Below are 22,228 nucleotides of genomic sequence, written 5' to 3'. Positions count from 1 at the left end.
AAATTTCACGTCTAATGTCTCATATTTTATAATCACCCAAAATAAGCCAATAATTCCTTTTTTCGCGAAGGGCTAACCATTATTTCCTTTCCGCTGGAAAGCACGATACTACCTCCCTTTCCCTTTTTGTATTCGGTAATTTCGTTCACATTTACCAAATACGATTTATGCACGCGCGCAAAGCCGTATTCCGAAAGGGAATCTTCAAAATATTTTAAGGTTTTACTCACCAAACGCTTTCCTTTTTTTAAGTAAATCTGCGTATAATTATCATCTGCTTGACAATACAGGATAGCGTCCATTTCAAGCACCTCAAATCCATTTTGAAGCGGAATGGTAATTTTTCCAGCTACTTGAGTCTGCAAGGGTTTTAAAATTGAATTTTGAAGCGAATTTTCCTTTTCCTTTATTTCGGTAACATAGGCTACAGCCTCAATAAGTTTATCTATTGAAATTGGTTTTAATAAATAATACGAAGCATGGGCATTTAGCGCATCGATCGCATAATGGTTATATGCCGTTACAAAAATAGTTTCAAATTGTCTGTCGCCCACTTTATCAAGCAAATCGAAGGCATTGCCATAAGGCATTTCAACATCGAGAAAAACTACGTCTAAATTAGTATTTTGTATTAATAGCAATGCTTCGTCAACATTTGCCGCTTCTCCTTTTAAAAGAATATTCGGACAATATTTGGCCAAATATGTTCGTAGAATTTCTCGGCTTGTTTCTTCATCTTCAACAATTATTGCGTTTAGTTTCATCAGTCTCTTTTCAAAATTAGTTCTACTTTGGTGCCTTCATTATTTTCAAAAACATCCTTCACTGTTACAGTTATTTTGTCGTTATACATAGCATTTAATATACCAATGCGCCGTTGGGTGTTACCCATCCCTTTTGATTTTTGTTTCTTTTGGTTTTCGGTTTTAAACTGTTTTGACTTTTCGCGGCCAATTCCATTATCGATAATTGAAATTTTAATTGTTTTTGAATCTATTTTTTCAAAATTAATCTCAAGCAAACCTTTTTCTTTCTTGTAGCGAAGCCCGTGCCAAACTGCGTTTTCAACATACGGCTGAAGCAACATGGGCGGAATTACAAAATTGTTCAAATTTATATTTTCATCTACTGAAATAGTATAATCAAATTTGTCCTTGAACCGAAAATGTTCAAGATTTGTATAAAGCTCCAGCAACTCTATTTCCTTTTCCAGTGGAATAAAATCTTCTTCGCTATTTTCTAAAACGGAACGCATTAAAAGTGAAAAATCGGTTAAATATTTATTCGCGGCACGTTCGTCATTCACTGCTATAAAGCTGTTTACAGAATTTAAAGCATTAAAAATAAAATGTGGATTCATTTGCGACCGCAGCGATTTTAGCGCCAAAACATTATTGGCAAACTTTTGCTGCTTTACACTTTTGTACTGCGAATAAGCAGCAAAAATTAGCAGTAAAACTATCACGCCCAATGAAATAATTACCCCTTTTTGAATTTGGCTATTTCTTTCTATTAGCTCTTGATTTTCGAAAGCAAGCTTGTATCTGCTCTCGTTTAGTTTTCGATCGTTCTCAAGACTTACAATACGATTTTGTTTTTGGGTAATTTCTTTACTAAAACGGGCCGCCTGACTTATTTCCTGCTCTTTTTTTACATAGAGCTCATCTACTACCTCTACATAGCGTTGATAGCTTTCGGTAGCTTTATCGAACTCACCAATGTCGCGATAAATTTCTGAAAGCTTTCGCACCGCATCTTTTTTTACTACTAAATCTTCGGCTTTATTGGCTTCAGCAATACTTTTTTCAAGATAGGGAATGGCTTGTTTGTATTTTTCCTGCGCTACAAAAGCATTGGCAATTTTATAGTTTTGTCGTTGTGAAGTCAAGGCTTCGTCTTCTACAGTAACCACTTTTCCCATGGCGTTCAACTCTTTCAACGTTTCTTCGCGAAGCTTAATTTCCTTTTCGTATTCGCGATTTTGATTGTAAAAATCTGCAACTTTATTTTTTTCTGAAACAGCGCGTTTTTTATTTTCCTTTTTGGCAAGTTTAAGCGAATTGTCAAAATACACTTCGGCTTCAACTAGCGCCCCACTTTGCGCGTATGCCTCGCCAATTTTCGAATTTAGATTAGTTATTTTTGGTGTGATTTTATTCTCCTTGGCAACATCTAACCCTTTTTGATAATTATACACACTTTTAACGCCATCGCCAATGGCTTTGTAAGTATCTCCCAAACCTTCATAAACAGCTACTTTTTGATACGGCGACAGCCTGCCCTGCAGCAAATTAAGATAGGCTGCAATACTTTCTTGATAGCTTTTATTTTGCGCAAAAGCCTTGGCCAATTTAATTGAAATATTAGGATTTGATGCATTTTGAAGACTGCGTTTGTAATTGTCTATAGCCAGATCGGGCTGGTTCCAAAATAAATTTATATCGCCCAGCGTTTCAAAAGCCAAACTATTTTCACTTTTAGAAATGTTTTTATTATGTCCTGGCTCCAATGCACGGGTTACAAATTCAATACTTTTTTGGGCGTCCTTTTTCAAAAAGAATTTTGCCGAATCTAAATAAGTTTTGAAGTTATTAGGTTCGCTTTTTTGTGCGTTTTTAGATAGTGGCACTGCAGTTTGTCCAGGTGCTTTTTCAACCCTAACCGTTACAAAATCAGTTTTTAAAACAGTATAATAAACCGTTACAAAATCATCGCTTTTTATAACAAGTTCGTCACCCATTTGGGCGGTAATTGCAAATCTTCCGGACAAGTTTGTAGTGGTGTATTGGCCGCCTAAAATTTCAACATTTACCTTTGGAATAGGCATATTTGTTTCGCCGTCAATTACTTCACCGCGTAACATAAATGTGGTGCTTTCCGACTGCCGTCTTACTTGTGAAAAGCTATTTGCTGAACATAAAAAAGCAACTGCTAAAAATAAAAAGAAAAGGTTTTTCATTTTGTATTTTAAAACCGTAAACATACGCACTTTGAGGCGAAGCTAAAATTACGTTTTTCTGAAATAGGTTTCAAAAAAAGCGCAAAATTAATAGTTGGCTCATCCAAAAGTAACCTTAACTAACTGAAACGTAGCGATTACTTAATCAAGGTTTTATTTAAAAAAAGTTGGTCATAGGTTTACATAAAAATAAAGCCATGAAAACTTTTAAAATATTGTTACTAGCAATTATTCTTACTTCCACCTTCGCTTGTAAAGCAGACAATAAAAAGCACACTAATAAATTTTTGGCGACCGTAGATGCGTCCAATATTAAAGCCGAGTATTTTATAAAAGTAGCGTTACTATTGGACACCAGCAATAGCATGGACGGCTTAATTAATCAAGCAAAGGCGCAGCTTTGGGAAATTGTAAATGAGCTTAGCTACGCCAAATGCCAAAACGAGCGCCCGAAACTGCAAATTGCTCTATATGAATACGGCAATGACAATTTGAGCGCCGGCGATAATTACATTCGGAAAATCCTAGGGTTTACCGAAGATTTAGACGATGTTTCCAAAGAGCTTTTTTCACTTACAACCAATGGGGGAAGCGAATATTGCGGTGCCGTTATTCAGGAATCGCTAAACAAATTAGATTGGGGAAATGAAGACCGCTATTTAAAAATAATATTTATTGCTGGCAACGAACCCTTCAACCAGGGTGCAATTAATTACAAAGATGCTGCCGCAAATGCTCTGGAGAACGGCGTAGTGGTAAATACTATTTTCTGTGGTAATTATAGTCACGGTATAGATAGCTATTGGAAAGACGGCGCCCAACTAACCAAGGGCGATTATATGGCAATAAATCAAAACCAACAAACCTTATATGTTTCTTCGCCGTACGACGACGTTATAATCCAATTAAACAGTAAGCTAAATAAAACCTATGTACCCTACGGAAGCAACGGAATTGCGAAAAGACATATTCAACAAACTCAGGACAATAATGCCGCAGAATACAGTAAAGCAAATGCCGTTAGCCGAACCGTTTCAAAAGGAAGCCACCTTTACAATAACAGTACTTGGGATTTGGTAGATGCTGAAGAAGATGCCAATTTTAGTTTTAAGCAGTTGAAAAAAGACGACCTACCCCAAGAGTTAAAAGGCAAAACAACTACGCAGATAAAGAAGTATCTCGAAGCCAAACGCAATGAAAGAGCGGCAATTCAAAGTGAAATTAAAGCATTAAACGAACAACGCCGAAAGTATCTTGCAGAAAACACAAAAGAAGCACCTAATGAATTGGAGAATGCCATGATACAAGCCATAAAAAAACAGGCTGAAAAAAAGAATTATACTTGGCAGTAAATCCAAATTTAAAAAAGAAGACTGTTTAAAAAATTTAGCGCCATTGCTAAACTACACCTTTTAAACAGTCTCTATTTTTATTCTTTGTAACGCATTAATTAATTGCTGGGCAATTACAATCGTACGGTTCTTTTCTACCGCCCAAAAAGTCGTAACCCAAAGTAATTTGGTGAAACCCACCGCTTTCAAATTTTACATTTCCAGCTTGATAGGAGTATGTATAAGCAAACATAAAATTATTGTAATTTATTCCCAAAACCGGAGTAACATATTGCAGTTTTTGCACTTTAATTTCTTGTCCGTTAAGAAATTCGGCTCCATCTAAACTTCTTCTATAGGACAACCCACCCCATAATTTACCGAATTCCATATTTCTATAAGCCTTAAAATTTATATCCACTGCTTGTTCTCCCGTACGCTCGCTCCATTGAAAGAGGAACGATGGTTCATAACTCCAGTCCTGCCCATATTGTCCAATTGCATATGCAGCCGAAAGCAAATACTTCCGTTGGTTATTAGATTCAAACTCTTCACTATAAATAGATCTATTCTGAAATATTACATTTTTAACGGTGAAATGTCCTGAAAAGTCTAAAAAGTTATAAGACAGACCAACATCTACATTAAAATATGAAGTACTTTGAATAATCCCCCCTATTACTGGATCAAAATCCGAAAGATCAAACTGGGTTTCATCTAAACGCGATTGAGTTAAACCAGCGCTTAAACCGAAAGACAGCTGATTTAAATCTGCTTCACTTCTTGAAAACATAATGTGGTGAGCATATGTAAGATAACCACCTGTTTGGGAATGATATCCATTTTTATCATTATATACAATTACCCCAACGCCAGATTGTTCGCCCAGACGAGCATTAAAATTGAGCGTTTGAAGATTTGGTGCTTCATTTTGATCAAACCATTGTTGGCGCGCCGTTAAACGTATTTGATTATGCGTAGCTGCCCCAGCCATTGAAGGGTGCAGCAAATACAAATTATCTGAAAAATAATCTGAATATATAGGTATTCCGTCTTGTGAATATCCATATATGGATGAAAACAAAAGTAGGATGAGGGAGATTTGTTTAATGTTCATAATTTCTATTTATCGTTTTAGGGTAAAATGTCCTTTGAATTCCTTTGGGATCTCGTTCTCGGTGTACTCCACTCGGAACCAGTAATCGCTCGATGGCATGGGCCTGCCCCCGAAGGTACCGTCCCAGCCCTGGCCCAACGGGCTGAGCTGCTTGAGCAGTTTTCCGAAGCGGTCAAAGATATATATTTTTGCCGTAGGGTCGCCACTGGCTATGCCGATGATGTTCCAGGTGTCGTGGTAGCCGTCCCCGTTGGGGGTAAAGTACAGCGGGTAGTCTATGACCCCCACATCGAAGGTCACGCTGCCACAGCCGTTGGCATCACGGATGGTTATCGTATGGTTGCCCGGGGACACGTCCTCGAATATGTTGCTGTCCTGGAAGGGGCCGTCGTCCAATTGGTACTGGTAGGTCCCCTGCCCGGTGGCGGTCACCTCGATGGTGTGGTCCTCCGCAAAGGCGCCGTTCACAAGGACCGCCCCATAGGTCTCGGGCGGCGAGGAAACGATCACCGTGGTGGTGGCCGTGCTCTGGCAGCCAGAGGACAGTTCGGTGATGGTCACCGTATAGGTGCCCGGTACCAGCGCTATGATCGATGGGCCCGTCTGCCCCGCGACGATCACCCCGTCAAGCTCCCATTGGAAGGTAAAGAGCGCCGGGTCAAGGCCCGTGTCTATGACCGGTGGCGAGGGCCCGCCCTCCTCAGCCGCTATCGGGTTGCCGTTCCCGTCCACGCAGAGACGGTATTGGTCGGCCAGCACCACATCGGGAAGCTGCTCTACCTTCAATATCATTTCCACTACAGAATAACAGCTCGGCTCATAGATGTTCGTCTGGTTGGTCACGCGCACATAAATGCGCTGCGGGTTGATGATGTTCACGTACGGGAACACAATGGCCCCCGTGCCCGCCTCAGCGCCCTCCAATGTCTCGTGGAAGGTAATGCCGAAGTCCGCCGGGTCCTGCCCAGCCAAGATCCCCGCGCGAAGGTCAACGACCTGTTGGTCGCTCATATCTTCCAGGTCAAACTCAGCAAAGCCGTCGCTGGGCATCAGGTTGTCGCATATCACAAAGGGTTCCGCAGGCGCTACCGCAACGGCTCCCGGCTGGACGATCAACTCAAAGCTCTGCACCCCGCCGATATAGCATCCGGTCTCGGTATTGGTGATGCCCGTGAAGATGGTCTGTGGGTTTATCGGGTTGTTGCCCGCATCCATATTGCGGTGGCCCGTAACATTGGTGATGGCATTGGTGCTGTTCTCAGCATCGATCGCGGTCAGGTAAAAGCTCACCTCCATCGGCGGGGCCGGCTGGCCGCCCAATATCTCGCCGATCTTGGTGGTAAGGTCAAAGACCCCTATCTCGGTGCCATCGGTCGAACAGTACACATAAGGTTCCACTGTCGCACTGTCGTCCGGCAATGGCTCCACAATCAATTCCAGTTCCACTATCTCAAAACAGCCTGTCGTAGGGCTCGTGGCGCGTACGTACACAACCTGTGGATTGCCCGTGTTCTGGTAGGCGGTAACATCCGCTGCCGGAATGGCATCCGTTTGCGTTACCGCATCGCCATAGCTCTCATAATAATCCAGGGTCCAGTTGTTCCCGTTGCGTATCTGTGCCTCGCGGACCGTAAGGTCGAACAGCTCCACTTCGTCATAGGGCCCCGGGGGTACTATTACATTATAGTCGCACAGTACAATAGGGTCCGGCGTTACCGGGTTCGGATTGCTGATCACCCTTATGGTAAGGGTGGTAAAGGAAACACAGGCACTGTTGCCGTCCTCCACGCGTACGTAAAGCACCTGCGGATTAACAGGGTTGCCATTGGGGTCCACATTCACATAAGCGGTATCGGGATCGATACGGTTTTCGTTGTTTTGCGCGTCTTCTTCGGTTAAAAAGTAGGTTACGCCCTGGGTAAGCACGCCGTTGGTTATCTCCGAGTTTTTCTGGGTAAGATCAAAAGCAGTCATCCCATCGTTTTCCTCACCTAAATCATCACATAACTCCAATGGCGTGGGATCGGTTATCGGAAGGCCACTGTTCACCACCAGGTCAAAGCTTCCAACGGCATAGCATTCCGTAGCGTTGTCGTCCAAACGGACCCAGATGGTCTGTGGGTTGCTGATATTGGTATAGGCTTCCGGCCGTACAATAAAGTTCAGTCCCGTATTGGCATCATTTTGGTTCAGGTGGTAGGTAAGGGTATAGTCCGCTGGAGACTGGTTGCCATAAATTAGGGTTTCTTGCTGGGTAAGGTCGAACTCCGCAAAACCACTGTCGTCACAGGCTACTAAATCTGGTAGGTCTTGTGGTACTACTGGAGACTCTCTTACCAGTAGCTCCAAGGTTACAATCGTGTAACATCCTGTTCCATTTGGTGGGCTATCGTATGCTGCACGTACATAGAGTGTCTGGTTAAAGGCAACTATATTCTCATACGGACTGGCCAATGGAAAATTGCCCGTTCTGGCATCCAATAGGTTTTCGTGGTAGGTAATTATAAGTGTTGGATCGCCTCCTTGAATCTCTGCCGTCTTACTTTCCAAATCAAAAGAAGAATATCCGTTGTTGTCCACATCGCAGGCTACCAATGGGGTAGGCTCCACGGGCTCCGGGTTCGGGTTAACGGTTATAAAGAAACTCAATGCCGCCCCACAACTGTTCTGCCCGCTTATGCCCACAAAAATCTCCTGCTGTGGGCTGATGATATTCTGGTACGCTGAAGGGTTGGCTATACGGATATCGTTATCCAAGTCGTCCTGCGATGCGTAATAGTACACCGTTAACGTGGGATCGCCTCCTGTAATTACAGGGGTGTTCACCGTCAGGTCGAAGGTTGAGAGACCATCGTCATTGGTGCTGCCGTTCACTTCATCATCACAAAGAACCAGGTCGTCTGCAGTACCCGTTCCCGGGAAGTCGCCCATCTCTATCTCAAAGGAGCTTACCCTCGCGCATCCCGTTCCAAGGCTCTCCAAACGGACCCAGATGGTCTGTCCGGAACTCTGGAAGGCATCCGCTGGATCTATTTCATTGATACCGAGGTCCGCATCTGCTTGGCTCTCGTAATAGGTGACCGGCTCAAAGTCCGCCGGGTCCTGTACGCCATAAACTGCATCATTCTGCACGGTAAGGTCGAAAATGGCTGTGCCATCGCCGTCTTCATCACAGGCAAAGAGTGGGTCTTGGAAGGTAGCGTCTGGCGCATCTGGCAAGGCTACTACAACAAGTTCCAGCTCTACAATAGTATAGCACGGTAGTTGCTCTGGCGGTACTTGGTTGGTAACGCGGGCAAACACAATCTGGTTGTAAGGTACTATGTTTGTATACGGGCTTACAATTTCGGTTCCTGGTGCAGCATCAATCGCCGCTTGCATGGTTTCGTAATAGAAAATGGTAACGTCCGTCTCGCCATTTAATATCTCAACATCGCGATCCGTTAAATCGAAGGTGCTCACGATTCCGTCATCATCGTCATCACAGATAACGATCGGTTCCGGGTCCGGGTTCGCGTTGGGGTTTGGAAGTACCGTTAGGGTCAGGGTAATTGTATTGGAACAGCCAAATTCTGAAGTCACTCTTCCGATCACCGTCTGCGGGGTCGCAAAGTTCTGGTACGTTGTCGGATTCGGGATCGGGTTGCCCGCCGCTTCATCCGCCGGGGTCTCGAACCAAAGTACGCTTAAGGTAAGGTCGCCGCCGGTGACCAAAATGTCCTGGGTGGTAAGATCGAAGGTCGAGATTTCATCGGTCGGGGTACTGCCCTGCAGTTCGTCGTCGCACAATACCATTTCAAAAGGCCCAAGGTCCAGCGGAATTGGATCTACTATCAAGGTTAATGTAACAATATCGTAACAGCCCTCTGCCCCGTTGGGGTTCGGCGGGATGCTACTGTTGGCATTCCCTACCACAAGCACGTAAATATCCTGTGGGTTGGCGGTATTGGTATACGCCGCCGCGTTTTGGATGGCAGCTGAATAATCCGGTGCGGTCAGCGCAAGGTCGCCCGCCAATTGCGCATCGGCAAGGTCCTCATAGTAATAGAGGTCAAATCCGTTCGGGTCCAAGGTGCCCAATATCTCCGCCTCCTTTTCGGTCAGATCGAAAAGGGTGAAGCCATCGGCAACCGCATCGTCGCACTTCCTAAAGGGCTCGGGCTCGGTGGCCACCGGGGAAGCATGCACTTCCAGCGCAAAGGACACGACGGTCTCGCAGACATTGGCCGTAGAGGTTACCCGTGCCCAAACGCCGCCCGTACCATAGGCCGGGTCCGCGGGATCGGTGATCGGCACGTCGAGATAGATCTGGTCGTTGGTGTACAGGTTGGGCAATTGGATGCCGTTGTTCTGCGCCTCGGTCAACGTTGGGTGGTAGGTTACCGAAAGGTTCGGATCCCCCCCCGTGATGATCGGGGTCTGGGTGCTCAGGTCAAACTGTGCAAAACCGTCGTTGTTCGCATCGCAGGCGATAAATGGGTCCGGCGATATCGCCACCGGCAATGGCTCCACGATGATAAAGAAGCTACCGGTCGCCCTACAGCCGTTCTCGCTGTAGACGGTCACGAATATTTCTTGCTGTGGGCTGATCACGTTCTGATAGGCCGCAGGGTTTGCAATCGGGTTGTTGTTTACCTGATCTGCTGCCGAAGCGTAGTAAAATATATCAAGGCCCGGGTCGCCAAGGGTGATCAAGGGCGTGTTTACCGTAAGGTCGAACGTGGATAGCCCGTCGGTAGGCGTACTGCCGTTTATTTCATCATCGCACTTGGACAGATCGTTTCCTGCACCAATGGTTGGGAACAGTTCCAGTTCCAGTTCAAATGGTGTAACCCTCGCACAACCGGTGATGCGGCTCTCCAGGCGTACCCAGATCGTTGTGCCGCCCCCGCTTATATAGGTGGCCGGATTGGGTATGAAGTTGGCATTGCCCGCATCGGCATCGGCCTCAAGCTCATAATATCTAATGGGCAAAAAGTCCGCAGCGTTCTGGGTGCCAAGCACACCGTCGTCCTGAAGGGTCAGGTCGAAGATGGCCGTACCGCTGCCGCTCTCGTCGCAACCTATAAAGGGGTCCGCGAACGGCGGCATAAGGGGCATATCGGGAAGGTCTATTACGTGGAGCTCTAACTCAACGACAGTAAAGCATCCTACCGTAGATGGGGGGACGTTCTTCTCTACTCGGGCATATACCGTTTGAACAAAGGGTATTATATTGGTGTAGGGCATCGTTATCTCCGTGCCCGGAATTCCCGCTATGGCATCGCCCATATCTTCGTAATAGGTCACGGATACGTCTGGCTCCCCCGCTATGATATCGCTATCGGCAAGGGTCAGGTCCCATCCGCCAACGATACCGTCGTCGTCGTCGTCACAAAGTTCCAACGGGTCCGGGGCCGTGTTCGGGTTCGGGTTCGGCAATACCGTTAATGTTAAAGTGACCAATGTACTGCATCCAAACTCCGAGGTCGCACGCCCTATCACCGTTTGTGGGGTGGCCGTGTTCTGGAAGGTGGTCGGGTTCGGGATCGGGATGCCCGCGGCCTCATCGGCCGGATTTAAAAACCACTCCACCGTAATGGTGGGATCGCCGCCGCTCACCAGAATGTCCTGGCTGGTAAGGTCAAAAGTGGAGATCTCATCGGTCGGGGTACTGCCCTGCAGCTCATCATCGCAGAGCATCATCTCAAAGGGGCCCAGGTCCGCAGGGCGCGGGTCCACGATAAGGGTCAGGGTCACGATGTCGTAACAGCCCTCGCTGATGTTCGGGTTCGGGGGGATGGTGCCCGTGCCGTTGCCCACTATCAGTATGTAAATGTCCTGTGGGTTGGTGCTGTTCAAAAAGTTCGTCGGGTCCGGGATGGCCTGCGAGAAGTCCGGGGCGTCCATCGCATTGTCGCCAGCAATGGTAGCGTCCAAAAGGCTTTCGTAATAATAAAGATCAAAACCGGCCGGGTCCAAAGTGCCCAGTACTTCCGCCGCGACTACCGTAAGGTCGAAGAACGTAAATCCGTCCGCCGTTGCATCGTCGCACAGGCGCAGGGGCTCCGCTGGCTCCGTGCCCACGGGCGAAAAACGCACCTCCAGGGCAAAGGGGACCACGACCGTACAGCTATTGGTGCTGCTGGAAACGCGCGCCCAAACACCGCCGGTACCATAGTTAGGGTCCAAGGGATCGGTAATGGGGGCGTCCAGATAGATCTGGTCGTTCACATAGGGGTTGGGCAAGGGCAGTACACCGTTCTGGGCATCCAACAACGTGCCGTGGTAGGTGACCGTCAATGTGGGATCGCCAAGGGTGATCACCAGGTCCTGCTGGGTCAGGTCAAAGGCCGCGAAGCCGTCGTTGTTCACATCGCACTCTACAAGGTTTTCCGGTGCCGCATTAACTGTCGGCGGGGTGTCTATGATCAGGTCTATACTGCGGCGGGTGTCAAAACAGCTGGCGTCATGGCGGTTCTCCAAACGGATATAGACCGTCTCGCCCGGTGCGGTTACAAAATACGGGTTCGGGTGCGGGTTGGCATCGTTGTCCGCATCGGCCTGGCTGCCGTGGTAGGTAATGTTGTAGCGCGAGGAGGGCTCGCCGTCAAGGACAAGGGAATTGAACTCCGTGGCAAGGTCCACGAACTCCCCGCCATCGCCATCGGAATCGCAATAACTGGCCGTGGCGGGCACCAGACCGGCAATGGCGCGGCTGAAGTAGATCTCAAAATCGGTCAGGTCAAAACAGCTCCCGCTGTTGTCCTCGATACGGGCATAGATCGTCTGAGGCGAAGGGGGAACTATAATATGTACCCCGCCAAGGATCTCGTTGGTGTCGTCAAAACTGTCCTGGTAGCTCTGGTAGTACTTTATCGTGAACTGCGCCGGGTCCTGCGCCCCCAATATGTTCGCGTCGTTGTCCGTTAAATTGAAAACGCCTGCCGTGGTGCCATCGTCGCACTGGTAGAGATCTACCGGGGGGTTGGCCGTGGGCTGGGGTCTAAAAGTAATTACCACTGAATTACTATCCACCCTACAGATACCATCTACCGCTTCCACTCTATAAATACCATCTGTAGTAACCACCAATGTTGAGTTTGTAGCACCAGGAATAGCAATATTATTTCTAAACCACTGTATATTAAATGGTGGATCTGTAACCCCAGAATCTAAAATAACCGGTCTCCCCAAACAGGCTGGGCCTGGGTTAAGTAAAATACCAGCTGCACTAAGATCAACGGGGTAAACGTCTTCATTATTACTCTCGTTGGTTTCTGAAACAATACCAGTTCCATTCCCAATATCATCAACTACAGCTCTTAAATTAAAGTTATTCGGGGTGGCAACGGGAATATTAAGTGTAATAGTACCGCTTTCAGAGCCACCTATCGGTATAATGTTGTTTGTAGTGGTTTGGCCAATCAATACTGCATCGGCATAAAATGCGATAGGTACATTGGCAGGTAACGGACTCGTACTATTTACATTGTAAACTGTATATTCAACATCAATATCATTGTTTTCACAAAGTACGCCAAGATCATCAATTTCTATGGTAGCATCTGGTAATTCAGAATTTACGCTGGTGATAATATTATTCACCATTATAAAATCTTGGTGAGATTCCAATTCAATGAGAATACTCGTATCTCCTTGGGCTACGATTCCTGTTAAATCGTAAAAATCCAAATCCATATTATAGTTTTGGGCATTACCTGGCGGTCCTATGTAAGAATTTGTACCATTAAATGCATTGGTTGGAGGATTTAAAGCATTTGAAATTAAAGTTCCATTTATGAACAGACTTTCACCATTTGCAATTTCTTCCTCGCCTTCCCAAGCCAAAAATCCGATCTTTGACAAAACATCGGAACTTACTTCAATATTGGTTAAAGTTATATTTAAATTATTGTTATTAGCCGAAACACTTTCCAAACCATCAAAAAGACTTATCTGATTTAATCTAAGCGATGGATCTTCAAAAATTACATAGATAGCCCAACCACCAAAATTAGTACCACAATACTGAGGAAGCAATGCCTGCACATCCATATCAGAAAAGGTATAGGTGCCGTTTCCAGTAGCACCCACCAAGGCAGTTACATCCGCATAGGCAGAAAAATATGGATTGCCGTTAAAGGTATGGCTAAAAATTCGCTGGGCAGAAATAGCAGTTCCGTTTAAAGCAACATCAAAATCGCCAGTTCCAATAGACCCCCAATAGAGATGTGCAGAAACAAACGTTTGTCCCGGATTCAGATTTAACGTGGCACTGCTCTGTAACAACTGCCCACAATAAACATTACCATTGTTATCCGGAAAGTTTGGGAATTCATTTAAGGTATTTCCTACAGCTGTAAAATCATACCTCCCATTAAATTGCTGAAATAGATCAATGGGTTGTGAAAAAACAAAAAGGGGAAAAATTATAGTAAAGAAAAGTATTAATTTTTTCATAAATCTGGGTATTACAGTGCCAAATATATTGAATACATTGTTTTTCTTTTTATATTTTCGCAAAAAAAACAGCTTAATGTCCCAATTTAACATAGATATTTCAGAAACCTCGAATCCAAATATCATAAAATTTGTTGCAAATTCCTTCTTAACCCGCTCTACCAGCTACGAATTTAAAAATATAGACGAGGCAAAACCGAGCCCTTTGGCCCAACAGCTATTTTACTTGCCCTTTGTAAAAACTGTTTATATTTCGCAAAATTTCGTCGCAATTGAAAAATATAATATTATTGAGTGGCAAGATGTGCAAGAAGAGGTTGCCGACTCTATTTTGGAATACCTCAATACGGGAAAATCAGTAATTGTTGAAGATAGCACTCCCAAAAAAGTTGCCGTTGCAATCTACGCCGAAAGCACTCCAAATCCTTCGGTAATGAAATTTGTAGCAAATAAATCTTTATCATCTGAAATTTTAGAGTTTAAAAACATAGACGAAGCAGCAAATTCGCCCTTGGCAAAATCGTTATTTAACTTCCCTTTTGTAAAAGAAGTTTTTATTAGCGGCAATTATATTTCAGTAATGAAATACAATATGGTTGAGTGGCAAGACATCGTTTCAGAAATGCGCGACTTTATTAGAGTTTACCTCTACGAAGGGAAACCAGTTTTAAACGAAGAAACCGCAGCCACTGCAAATCCCGCAGTAAATAATGATTTATCTGAAAACTATTCAGAAAACAGCACACATAGCTATTCAGCACTTGAAAAGGAAATAATTTCAATCTTAGACGAGTACGTAAAACCGGCTGTTGCCAAAGACGGAGGAAACATTCGCTTTGAATCGTTTAACAGCGAAACCAAGACGGTTAAGGTAATTTTGCAAGGTGCTTGCAGCGGCTGCCCATCGTCTACCATTACCTTGAAAAACGGCATTGAAACTATGTTAAAGCAAATGATTCCAGATCAAATAAACGAGGTAGTTGCAATTAATGGATAAACTGTTCAGAACACACATCAATAATTCCTTTTAACTTAATTTTCAGAAAATTGACCGTTAATAGTTGTACTTTGAGGGTTAATCATTTTTTTAATTTAAAATCTAAAAATTATGGCAGTATTAAAAGTTATTGAAGTACTCTCAAGCTCACCTAAAAGCTGGGAAGACGCCACCAGAAACGCAGTTAAAGAAGCATCTAAAAGTGTGAAAAATATTCGTTCAGTATATGTTAACGAGCAGAGTTGCGTTGTAGATGGCGGCGATAATATTACCCAATTTCGCGTAAATGTAAAAATCACTTTTGAAGTGAACTAATAATTAAGAATGTACAATAAATACGCTTTTGGCACCTCAAAAGCGTATTTTTGTTTTCCGGAAGCCTAACTATGCGATTATTAATTACACTTTTTACATTACAAATTTTAATATGTTGTAATTCTTCAACAAAAAATACTTTGGAAACACACAGCTTCACCAACGATTTAATCACTGAATCCAGCCCGTATTTATTGCAGCACGCCCACAATCCAGTTAATTGGAAACCTTATAACGAGGCTGCCCTTCAGCAGGCTAAGAAAGAAAAAAAACTTGTAATTATAAGTATTGGCTATGCTGCATGCCATTGGTGCCACGTTATGGAACACGAAAGTTTTGAAGACAGCACCGTTGCAGCGGTAATGAACAAAAATTTTATCTCAATAAAAGTAGATCGCGAAGAAAGACCCGATGTAGATCAAACTTATATAAATGCCGTACAGTTAATGACAGGTAGTGCGGGTTGGCCATTAAATGTAGTAACGCTTCCCGATGGGCGCCCAGTTTGGGGCGGCACCTATTTTAGAAAAAACGATTGGATAAATGCTTTGGAACAAATTCAGGAAGTTTACAGCTCCGAGCCAGAAAAATTAATTGCTTACGCTAACCGATTGGAAGAAGGAATTAAAAGCATGGATTTAATTAATCTAAACACCGAAGATATAAGCTTTAAAGATTTTCCTACTGAAAAAATCGTCGCAGCGTGGGCGCGGAAATTCGATACAGAAAATGGCGGTTTTAGTGGCGCTCCAAAATTTATGATGCCCAATAACTTGCAGTTTCTATTACGAAAAGCAGTGGTAGAAAACGACACCGAACTGCTAAAGTTTGTAACCTTAACCTTAGATAAAATGGCCTATGGAGGGCTTTACGATCAAATTGGCGGTGGTTTTTCTCGCTATAGTACAGACGAAAAATGGCACGTGCCACATTTTGAAAAAATGCTTTACGATAACGCGCAACTGGTTAGTCTGTACAGCAACGCTTTTCTAATTACAAAAAATCCACTTTATAAAGAAGTAGTAGAAGAAACCTTAAATTTTATAGCAACAGATTTAACCAATGAAGAAGGCGGTTTTTACTCGTCGCTCGATGCCGATAGCCTAGATGAAAACGGCAAACTTGAGGAAGGAGCGTTTTATATTTTTACTTTGGAAGAGTTGCAGGAATTATTACAAGACGACTTTAATATTTTTAAGGAATATTTCAATATAAACAGCTACGGAAAGTGGGAAAACAACCACTATGTTTTAATTCGGAAGAAAACGGATGCTGAAATTGAAAAAGAATTCAATCTTACTACTGAAACGTTACGGCAGAAAAAAGAAGGTTGGAAAAAAACACTGCTTACCTATCGCAATAAAAGAGATAAACCTAGGCTTGATGACAAGACCCTAACCTCGTGGAATGCGCTAATGCTAAAAGGGTATGCCGATGCTTATAAAGCATTTGGCACTCGCAAATATTTAGATGCGGCCGTAAAAAATGCAACGTTTATTGCTAATAAACAACTTCAAAAAAACGGAGCATTATTTCACAATTATAAAAACGAAAAAAGCAGCATTAACGGCTTTTTGGAAGATTACGCCTTCACTATTGAAGCATTTATAGATTTATACCAAATAACACTGGATGAAAAATGGTTGCTTCTGTCTAAAAAAATGACAGAATATACAATTAACAACTTTTTCGATTCGGAAAAACACATGTTTTATTTTACATCCAAAAAAGATCCGGCCATCGTTTCCCGAAATTTTGAATACCGCGACAATGTAATTCCCGCTTCAAATTCTGTAATGGCAAAAAATTTATTTCTGCTTTCAAAATATTTTGAAGAAACGGGCTATGCTGAAATTTCGCATCAAATGTTGAAAAACGTTTCTGGAGAAATAGAACAGTATCCTAGCGGATTTTCAAATTGGTTAGATTTGTTGCTCAACTTTAAAAACAGCTTTTATGAAGTTGTGGTTGTGGGCGCAGATGCACCAAAAATAGTAACAGAGCTCAACACCAACTATTTGCCAAATTGTATTATAGCTGGCACCAAAACCGAAAAAAACAACCCGCTTTTCACAAACAGATTTGTGTCCGGCGAAACCCTTATTTACGTTTGCGAGAATAACACTTGCAAATTACCCGTAACAGAATCAAAAATTGCAATTGAATTAATAAACAAAAAAGAATAAGTTTTTATGGATAAATTTAGTGACTTAGATATTTATATTGAAGAATATGGTCAAAAATTAATAGATTTTCTACCAAGCGTAATTGCCGCAGTTTTAATGTTGGTACTTGGTTGGTGGTTAATTAAAATCATAAATAGATATACAAGAAAGTTTTTCGACAAAAAAGATTACGATCCCACTTTAGAAAATTTTGTTGCGAGCCTTATAAACTGGGGATTAAAAATCGTGCTCTTTGTATTGGTAATTACCCAACTTGGCGTAGAATCTGCTTCGTTGGTTGCGATTATTGGTGCAGCTGGTTTAGCGGTGGGCTTGGCTTTGCAGGGTTCGCTTGCAAATTTTGCAGGAGGTATTTTAATCTTACTCATTAAACCATTTAAAGTTGGCGATTTTATCAGTGCCCAAGGCGTAGATGGAACTGTAAAGGATATTTCAATCTTTAATACAAAACTCACCACTTTTGGCAATCAGCTGGCTATTATTCCCAATGGGAAATTGAGTAACGACAATATTATTAATTATACAGTTGAAGGCATTCGCCGAGAAAATTTAACTTTCGGCATAGGGTATGATGATGATATTAAGCTGGCAAAAGATATACTCTTAAATTTAGTGAATGAACAGGAACCAGTACTTAAAATTGAAGATAAGCTCCCAATGATTGTCGTTGCCGAATTGGGCGACAGTTCGGTAAACCTCAGCCTGCGTTATTGGGCCAAAAATGAAGATTTTTGGACGCTCCGATGGTTAATTTTGGAAGAAGGGAAAGCAAGGCTTGAAGCTGCAGGTATTTCAATACCATTTCCACAGCGTGATGTTCACCATTTCAATTTGGAAAAACTCCAAAAATAATTTCTTAAATTTGTAGAAATTATAATTATTTTAACAAAAAAATAAATGCGATGAAAAAATTAATATTTACAGCGGCATTTGCCCTAATAACGGTTTCGCTATTTTCTCAGGAGCGACAAAGCTCTTATACCAGTATTTACGACCGTACCATAGATTTAAACCAAAAATCTTTGGCATTCGGACTTACGGAAGCACAATTTGAATCTATTAAGGATGAAGCTTATGCAAACCCTAATTTTGTACAAGGAAAGATTTTTCAGGACGATCAATTAATAAAAGACGACGTTCCAATGCGGTATAATGCCTTTGCAGATGAAATAGAAATAAAGAAATCTGCATCCGATGTAAGCTATGGCGCCTTGATGAAATCTCCAGACATTTATGTGAAAATGTTTAGAGATATTTACGTTTTTATCCCTTTTGAAGGAAGCAATGCAAAAGGCGGCTATTTTAATGTACTCACCGATGGAAAAACATACGACCTGTACAAGAAAACGAAAGCGGTTTTTAGAGAACCACAAAAAGCAAAGACTAGCTATCAACGAGATTCTCCGCCATCGTTTCCAAAAACCGTAACTTACTACTTAGTTCAGAATGGTGCTTTTTTAGAAATGCCAAGCAGCAAGTCTAAAATTTTAAAGATGATGGATAAGAAGAAAAGCGAAATGAAACGTTTTATTAAAGACAATGATATTGATTTAGACAAAGAAGCCGATTTAATAAAAACGATTAGCTATTTTGACTCAATTCTGTAATTATCCCAACATAAATTCCTTTAAATAAAAAGGTTCAAAATAAGCGACATTTTCTGTGTCGCTTATTTTGTATTTGGCTTCTGCCAAACTTGCCATTCCAGCAGCCGAAGGATAATTATTCTCTAAAAAAAATGCATTTTTATGGCTCGTTAGTTCTTTAAACTTAGTAGCGCCATCGCCGAGAAAAATGGTTTTGCGCTCTTCCAAATATTCACTAAAAGAATTTTCATTTACAATTTCAGCCTTTATATCCCTTATTTGTTTTTTTTCAGAATTAAATACCGCGGCATACACTTCCATCCGTCGTGCATCTAATAGCGGAATTATATAGCAATCTGATTGTTTTACTTGTCGCGCCAGTATTTCTAATGTTGAAATTGAAAGCAACGGAATGTCTAAAGCAAAGCACAGTCCTTTTGCAGCCGAAACGCCAATTCGGAGCCCAGTATATGACCCCGGTCCTTTGCTAACGGCTATAACGTCTAATGTGTTTTTATCTATTTTGGCTTCTGCTAAAACTTCTTCAATAAATACGTGAAGCTTTTCGGCGTGTGAAAACTTTTTATTGTTCTCTTCGCGAATAGCCTTTACCTCCCCATTAACTGCAATAGCAACAGAACAGTTGGTGGTAGCCGTTTCAAGGCAAAGAATTACAGCCATTGTCTTATTTTTTATCTGTTTTAGGTTCGATAACTTCTACTTTATCGCCCTGTTTAAGCTGTTTTGTTACAGTGTTGTAAGGACCGATAATAACTGTTTCGCCTTCTTTTAAACCAGAAATTATTTCAATATTGGAATCGTCTTGGATACCAGTTTTTACGACGCGTAACTTGGCTTCATCGCCTTCTTTTAGGTAAACGGCTTCAAATTTTTGGTCCGTGGCGGTTGTGGTTTCACTCAGGTACGATTTTTTAGTATCTGTGGTATCTGTTTTAATTACGATGGCGCTGATTGGCACACCGATAATATTTTTTTTGGTATTGGTAATAATATCCACAGTAGCGGTCATACCTGGTCTAAACGGCGAATAACTCTCGGGTTTTCCTTCGGTTAAGTTTTTATACGAATCGGGCAAAATTCGCACCTTTACTTTAAAGTTCGTAACCTGATCTGCGGTTAATGCACTTTCGGCACTGTTTGCAATTTCGCTAACTATTCCTTTAAATTCGCGTTTTAAATACGCATCTACTTCCACAATAGTAGAGTCGCCCACGGCTACTTTTACAATATCGTTTTCGTTTACATCAACTTCAACCTCCATATTTTGAAGGTTTGCAACACGAACAATTTCGGTTCCCGCCATTTGTGCAGTTCCTACCACACGTTCGCCCAATTCTACCGAAAGTTTTGAAATAGTACCGCTCATTGGCGCATAAATAGTAGTTCGTGCAAGATTATCTACAGACTGTTTTACATTTGCCGAAGCACTCTGAACGTTAAAGTAGGCCGCTTTTGAGTTTGCTTTGGCCATATTGTAGTCGGTGACAGATTTATCCCACTCGGCTTTAGAAATAACCCCTTTTTCAAAAAGTATTTTGTTGCGTTCAAAATTTTGTTTTGCGTTTTGCTCACTGGCTTCTGCTTGTGTTAATTGAGCACGAACGTTTTGCAAACCAGCTTGAGATTGGCTAACTGCCGCTTGAATAAGATCGGGGTTTATCTTTACCAAAAGATCGCCTTTTTGTACCGTCTGACCTTCCTTAACGGGAAGTTCAATAATTTCACCCGAAACTTCAGAAGAAAGGGCAACTTCAACTTCAGGTTGAATTTTTCCGGTAGCGGCAACGGTTTCAATAATAGTTATTGGCGCAATTTGGGTGATTTCAACTTCTTTAAAATCGCCCGTTTTGCCAAACAAGCCCGCTTTTTTTCCCACAATCAATAGTACAATTAGCAACGCAAAGCCAATTATAACCCAAAGGAGTGTTTTTTTCTTCATATTTAAAATTTTAATTCGCTCGCCGGAACACCAAAATATAGCTCCAAAACCTTCAATTTAAAAATATATTCAAATTTAGTTCTGTTTTCTTCAATTTTAGCATTGTCATAGCGCAATTTTGATTGGCTAAAGTCGAAAGCATTTGTAAGTCCCACATCGTAACGATCTTTGGCATACTGATATGCGAGTTCTTGTGATTCAAGCGCAACGGTAGCCGCCTCATATGCTTTTAATGCTCCTTTAGCATCTACGTATGCTTGATAAACATTTGATTCTAAATCGAGCTGTGCTTGCTCAAGTTGGTACTCGGTATTTTTTAGATTTATCTTGTTTCTCTTTACGCTGCTTCGAACTGCAAAACCGTTGAATATAGGCACATTTAACTGTAAACCGTAACCAATACCATCATTTAAATACAGTTGTTCAACAAATTCTCTATCCAGCGGATCGTTATCTGCATACCGGGTGTTGTAGCCAAAAAATGCTGAAAGTGTTGGATAATATGCCCCGCGTGAAATCTGCAAATCCTTTTGGGCCAAAGCCACGTTTTCCTGCGCTATTTTTACTTCCGAACGCGTTTCCTTTGCGCTAGCTATAATTTCAGAAACATCCTTTTCTGCAATGCCACCGTCTATAATATTATATTCTTCGTCGGCAATGTCAAAATTTGCATAATCTTTAATTAATAATAGCTGTGCCAAGCTAATTAGTGATATTTTTACTGTGTTTTCGGCTACGGCAATTCGTTGTTTTTCGCCAGCGTCCGTGGCCTTTATTTCTAAAAGATCTCCCCTCGGAAGCACTCCGGCATCTACCAAATCATTTGTTCTGTCTAATTGCTGCAGGGTTACTAAATTTTGTGATTGAGCAACTTCTAAATTTGCTTTATTCAATAAAACTTGCAAATACGAATTTGCTACTGCAAGTGCAATATCGTCCTTCATTTTATCTAAACGGTATTGGGCTGCCAGTTGCGATAACTTAGATCGCTGCAATTGGCGCACATTTCTTAGCCCGTCAAAAAGCGTTAATCCTACATTAATTGATCCTGAAGCAGATCCAAAAGTTGTGTTTTCCAGCTGGTTGTTTGTAGGGTTTAAACTTAAACCGGTATTTTTTGAGGCACTCGCGTTTCCGTTAATGGAAGGTAAAAAATTACCAATGGCTTCCATTTTATCTATCTCGCTATTTTCTAAATCTAATTCGCTCTGTTTTACCGAAATATTATTCTCCAAGGCGTGATTTACACATTCTCGAAGGGTCCACTTTTTAGTTTGTGCGTGTAAGGAAACACTTAGTATTAAAAAAAAGAAAGGAATTATTAGCTTCTTCATA

Annotated in this window: 13 protein-coding genes; 6 read left to right on the top strand and 7 right to left on the bottom strand. The window is 42.3% G+C overall.

What is annotated here, in order from left to right; all coding sequences use genetic code 11:
- Positions 1-32: 32 nt before the first annotated feature.
- The gene (locus tag QCQ61_RS06510) at positions 33-764 is read right to left on the bottom strand and encodes a LytR/AlgR family response regulator transcription factor (protein WP_279449961.1); all 732 of its coding nucleotides are present in this window, start codon (positions 762-764) and stop codon (positions 33-35) included.
- On the bottom strand, positions 764-2,959 hold the full coding sequence (locus QCQ61_RS06505) for a histidine kinase (protein WP_279449960.1): 2,196 nt from the start codon (positions 2,957-2,959) through the stop codon (positions 764-766). Before QCQ61_RS06505 ends, QCQ61_RS06510 begins: the two co-directional genes overlap by 1 nt.
- A 197-nt stretch (positions 2,960-3,156) precedes the next feature.
- Between QCQ61_RS06505 and QCQ61_RS06500 the strand changes: the two genes are divergently transcribed.
- Positions 3,157-4,311, top strand: a complete 1,155-nt coding sequence (locus tag QCQ61_RS06500) for a vWA domain-containing protein (protein ID WP_279449959.1) — start codon at positions 3,157-3,159, stop codon at positions 4,309-4,311.
- 94 nt (positions 4,312-4,405) lie between these two features.
- On the opposite strand, the gene QCQ61_RS06495 is transcribed toward QCQ61_RS06500, so the two are convergent.
- On the bottom strand, positions 4,406-5,407 hold the full coding sequence (locus tag QCQ61_RS06495) for a PorP/SprF family type IX secretion system membrane protein (protein ID WP_279449958.1): 1,002 nt from the start codon (positions 5,405-5,407) through the stop codon (positions 4,406-4,408).
- A gap of 9 nt (positions 5,408-5,416) precedes the next feature.
- The gene (locus tag QCQ61_RS06490) at positions 5,417-13,849 is read right to left on the bottom strand and encodes a T9SS type B sorting domain-containing protein (RefSeq protein WP_279449957.1); all 8,433 of its coding nucleotides are present in this window, start codon (positions 13,847-13,849) and stop codon (positions 5,417-5,419) included.
- A gap of 76 nt (positions 13,850-13,925) precedes the next feature.
- Here QCQ61_RS06490 and QCQ61_RS06485 point away from each other — a divergent pair, with 76 nt between their 5' ends.
- The 5 genes from QCQ61_RS06485 to QCQ61_RS06465 all read left to right on the top strand — a co-directional run bounded on the left by QCQ61_RS06485 (position 13,926) and on the right by QCQ61_RS06465 (position 18,954).
- Entirely contained in the window at positions 13,926-14,846 is a 921-nt protein-coding gene (locus QCQ61_RS06485; RefSeq protein ID WP_279449956.1) for a NifU family protein, read from the top strand.
- A gap of 111 nt (positions 14,847-14,957) precedes the next feature.
- Positions 14,958-15,161 (top strand): dodecin family protein, encoded by a 204-nt coding sequence (locus tag QCQ61_RS06480; protein ID WP_279449955.1) that lies wholly within the window; start codon positions 14,958-14,960, stop codon positions 15,159-15,161.
- Positions 15,162-15,232: 71 nt separating this feature from the next.
- A complete protein-coding gene (locus tag QCQ61_RS06475; protein WP_279449954.1) occupies positions 15,233-17,347 on the top strand; it encodes a thioredoxin domain-containing protein in 2,115 nt (704 codons plus the stop codon).
- Between the two features lie 6 nt (positions 17,348-17,353).
- The gene (locus QCQ61_RS06470; RefSeq protein WP_279449953.1) at positions 17,354-18,199 is read left to right on the top strand and encodes a mechanosensitive ion channel family protein; all 846 of its coding nucleotides are present in this window, start codon (positions 17,354-17,356) and stop codon (positions 18,197-18,199) included.
- Positions 18,200-18,249: 50 nt separating this feature from the next.
- Positions 18,250-18,954, top strand: coding sequence for a hypothetical protein (locus QCQ61_RS06465; RefSeq protein ID WP_279449952.1), 705 nt, complete (start codon positions 18,250-18,252; stop codon positions 18,952-18,954).
- On the opposite strand, the gene tsaB is transcribed toward QCQ61_RS06465, so the two are convergent.
- Genes tsaB through QCQ61_RS06450 form a run of 3 tightly spaced genes read right to left on the bottom strand, consistent with a single transcriptional unit; the run spans position 18,955 to position 22,227 of the window.
- Entirely contained in the window at positions 18,955-19,614 is a 660-nt protein-coding gene (gene tsaB / locus QCQ61_RS06460; RefSeq protein ID WP_279449951.1) for a tRNA (adenosine(37)-N6)-threonylcarbamoyltransferase complex dimerization subunit type 1 TsaB, read from the bottom strand.
- 4 nt (positions 19,615-19,618) lie between these two features.
- Positions 19,619-20,893 carry an efflux RND transporter periplasmic adaptor subunit gene (locus tag QCQ61_RS06455; protein ID WP_279449950.1) on the bottom strand — a complete coding sequence of 425 codons (1,275 nt, stop codon included), beginning with the start codon at positions 20,891-20,893 and terminating at the stop codon, positions 19,619-19,621.
- Between the two features lie 2 nt (positions 20,894-20,895).
- Entirely contained in the window at positions 20,896-22,227 is a 1,332-nt protein-coding gene (locus QCQ61_RS06450) for a TolC family protein (protein WP_279449949.1), read from the bottom strand.
- Position 22,228 lies beyond the last annotated feature (1 nt).

This window comes from Aequorivita marisscotiae, assembly GCF_029814825.1.
In the GTDB taxonomy this organism is placed as follows: Bacteria; Bacteroidota; Bacteroidia; order Flavobacteriales; family Flavobacteriaceae; genus Aequorivita; species Aequorivita marisscotiae.
This window is presented reverse-complemented; position numbering and strand designations above follow the sequence as displayed.

Bases quoted from the DNA above. Each gene is read 5' to 3' on its own strand.
- QCQ61_RS06510 (WP_279449961.1), bottom strand. From the start codon at position 764: ATGAAACTAAACGCAATAATTGTTGAAGATGAAGAAACAAGCCGAGAA.
- QCQ61_RS06505 (WP_279449960.1), bottom strand. From the start codon at position 2,959: ATGAAAAACCTTTTCTTTTTATTTTTAGCAGTTGCTTTTTTATGTTCA.
- QCQ61_RS06500 (WP_279449959.1), top strand. From the start codon at position 3,157: ATGAAAACTTTTAAAATATTGTTACTAGCAATTATTCTTACTTCCACC.
- QCQ61_RS06495 (WP_279449958.1), bottom strand. From the start codon at position 5,407: ATGAACATTAAACAAATCTCCCTCATCCTACTTTTGTTTTCATCCATA.
- QCQ61_RS06490 (WP_279449957.1), bottom strand. From the start codon at position 13,849: ATGAAAAAATTAATACTTTTCTTTACTATAATTTTTCCCCTTTTTGTT.
- QCQ61_RS06485 (WP_279449956.1), top strand. From the start codon at position 13,926: ATGTCCCAATTTAACATAGATATTTCAGAAACCTCGAATCCAAATATC.
- QCQ61_RS06480 (WP_279449955.1), top strand. From the start codon at position 14,958: ATGGCAGTATTAAAAGTTATTGAAGTACTCTCAAGCTCACCTAAAAGC.
- QCQ61_RS06475 (WP_279449954.1), top strand. From the start codon at position 15,233: ATGCGATTATTAATTACACTTTTTACATTACAAATTTTAATATGTTGT.
- QCQ61_RS06470 (WP_279449953.1), top strand. From the start codon at position 17,354: ATGGATAAATTTAGTGACTTAGATATTTATATTGAAGAATATGGTCAA.
- QCQ61_RS06465 (WP_279449952.1), top strand. From the start codon at position 18,250: ATGAAAAAATTAATATTTACAGCGGCATTTGCCCTAATAACGGTTTCG.
- tsaB (WP_279449951.1), bottom strand. From the start codon at position 19,614: ATGGCTGTAATTCTTTGCCTTGAAACGGCTACCACCAACTGTTCTGTT.
- QCQ61_RS06455 (WP_279449950.1), bottom strand. From the start codon at position 20,893: ATGAAGAAAAAAACACTCCTTTGGGTTATAATTGGCTTTGCGTTGCTA.
- QCQ61_RS06450 (WP_279449949.1), bottom strand. From the start codon at position 22,227: ATGAAGAAGCTAATAATTCCTTTCTTTTTTTTAATACTAAGTGTTTCC.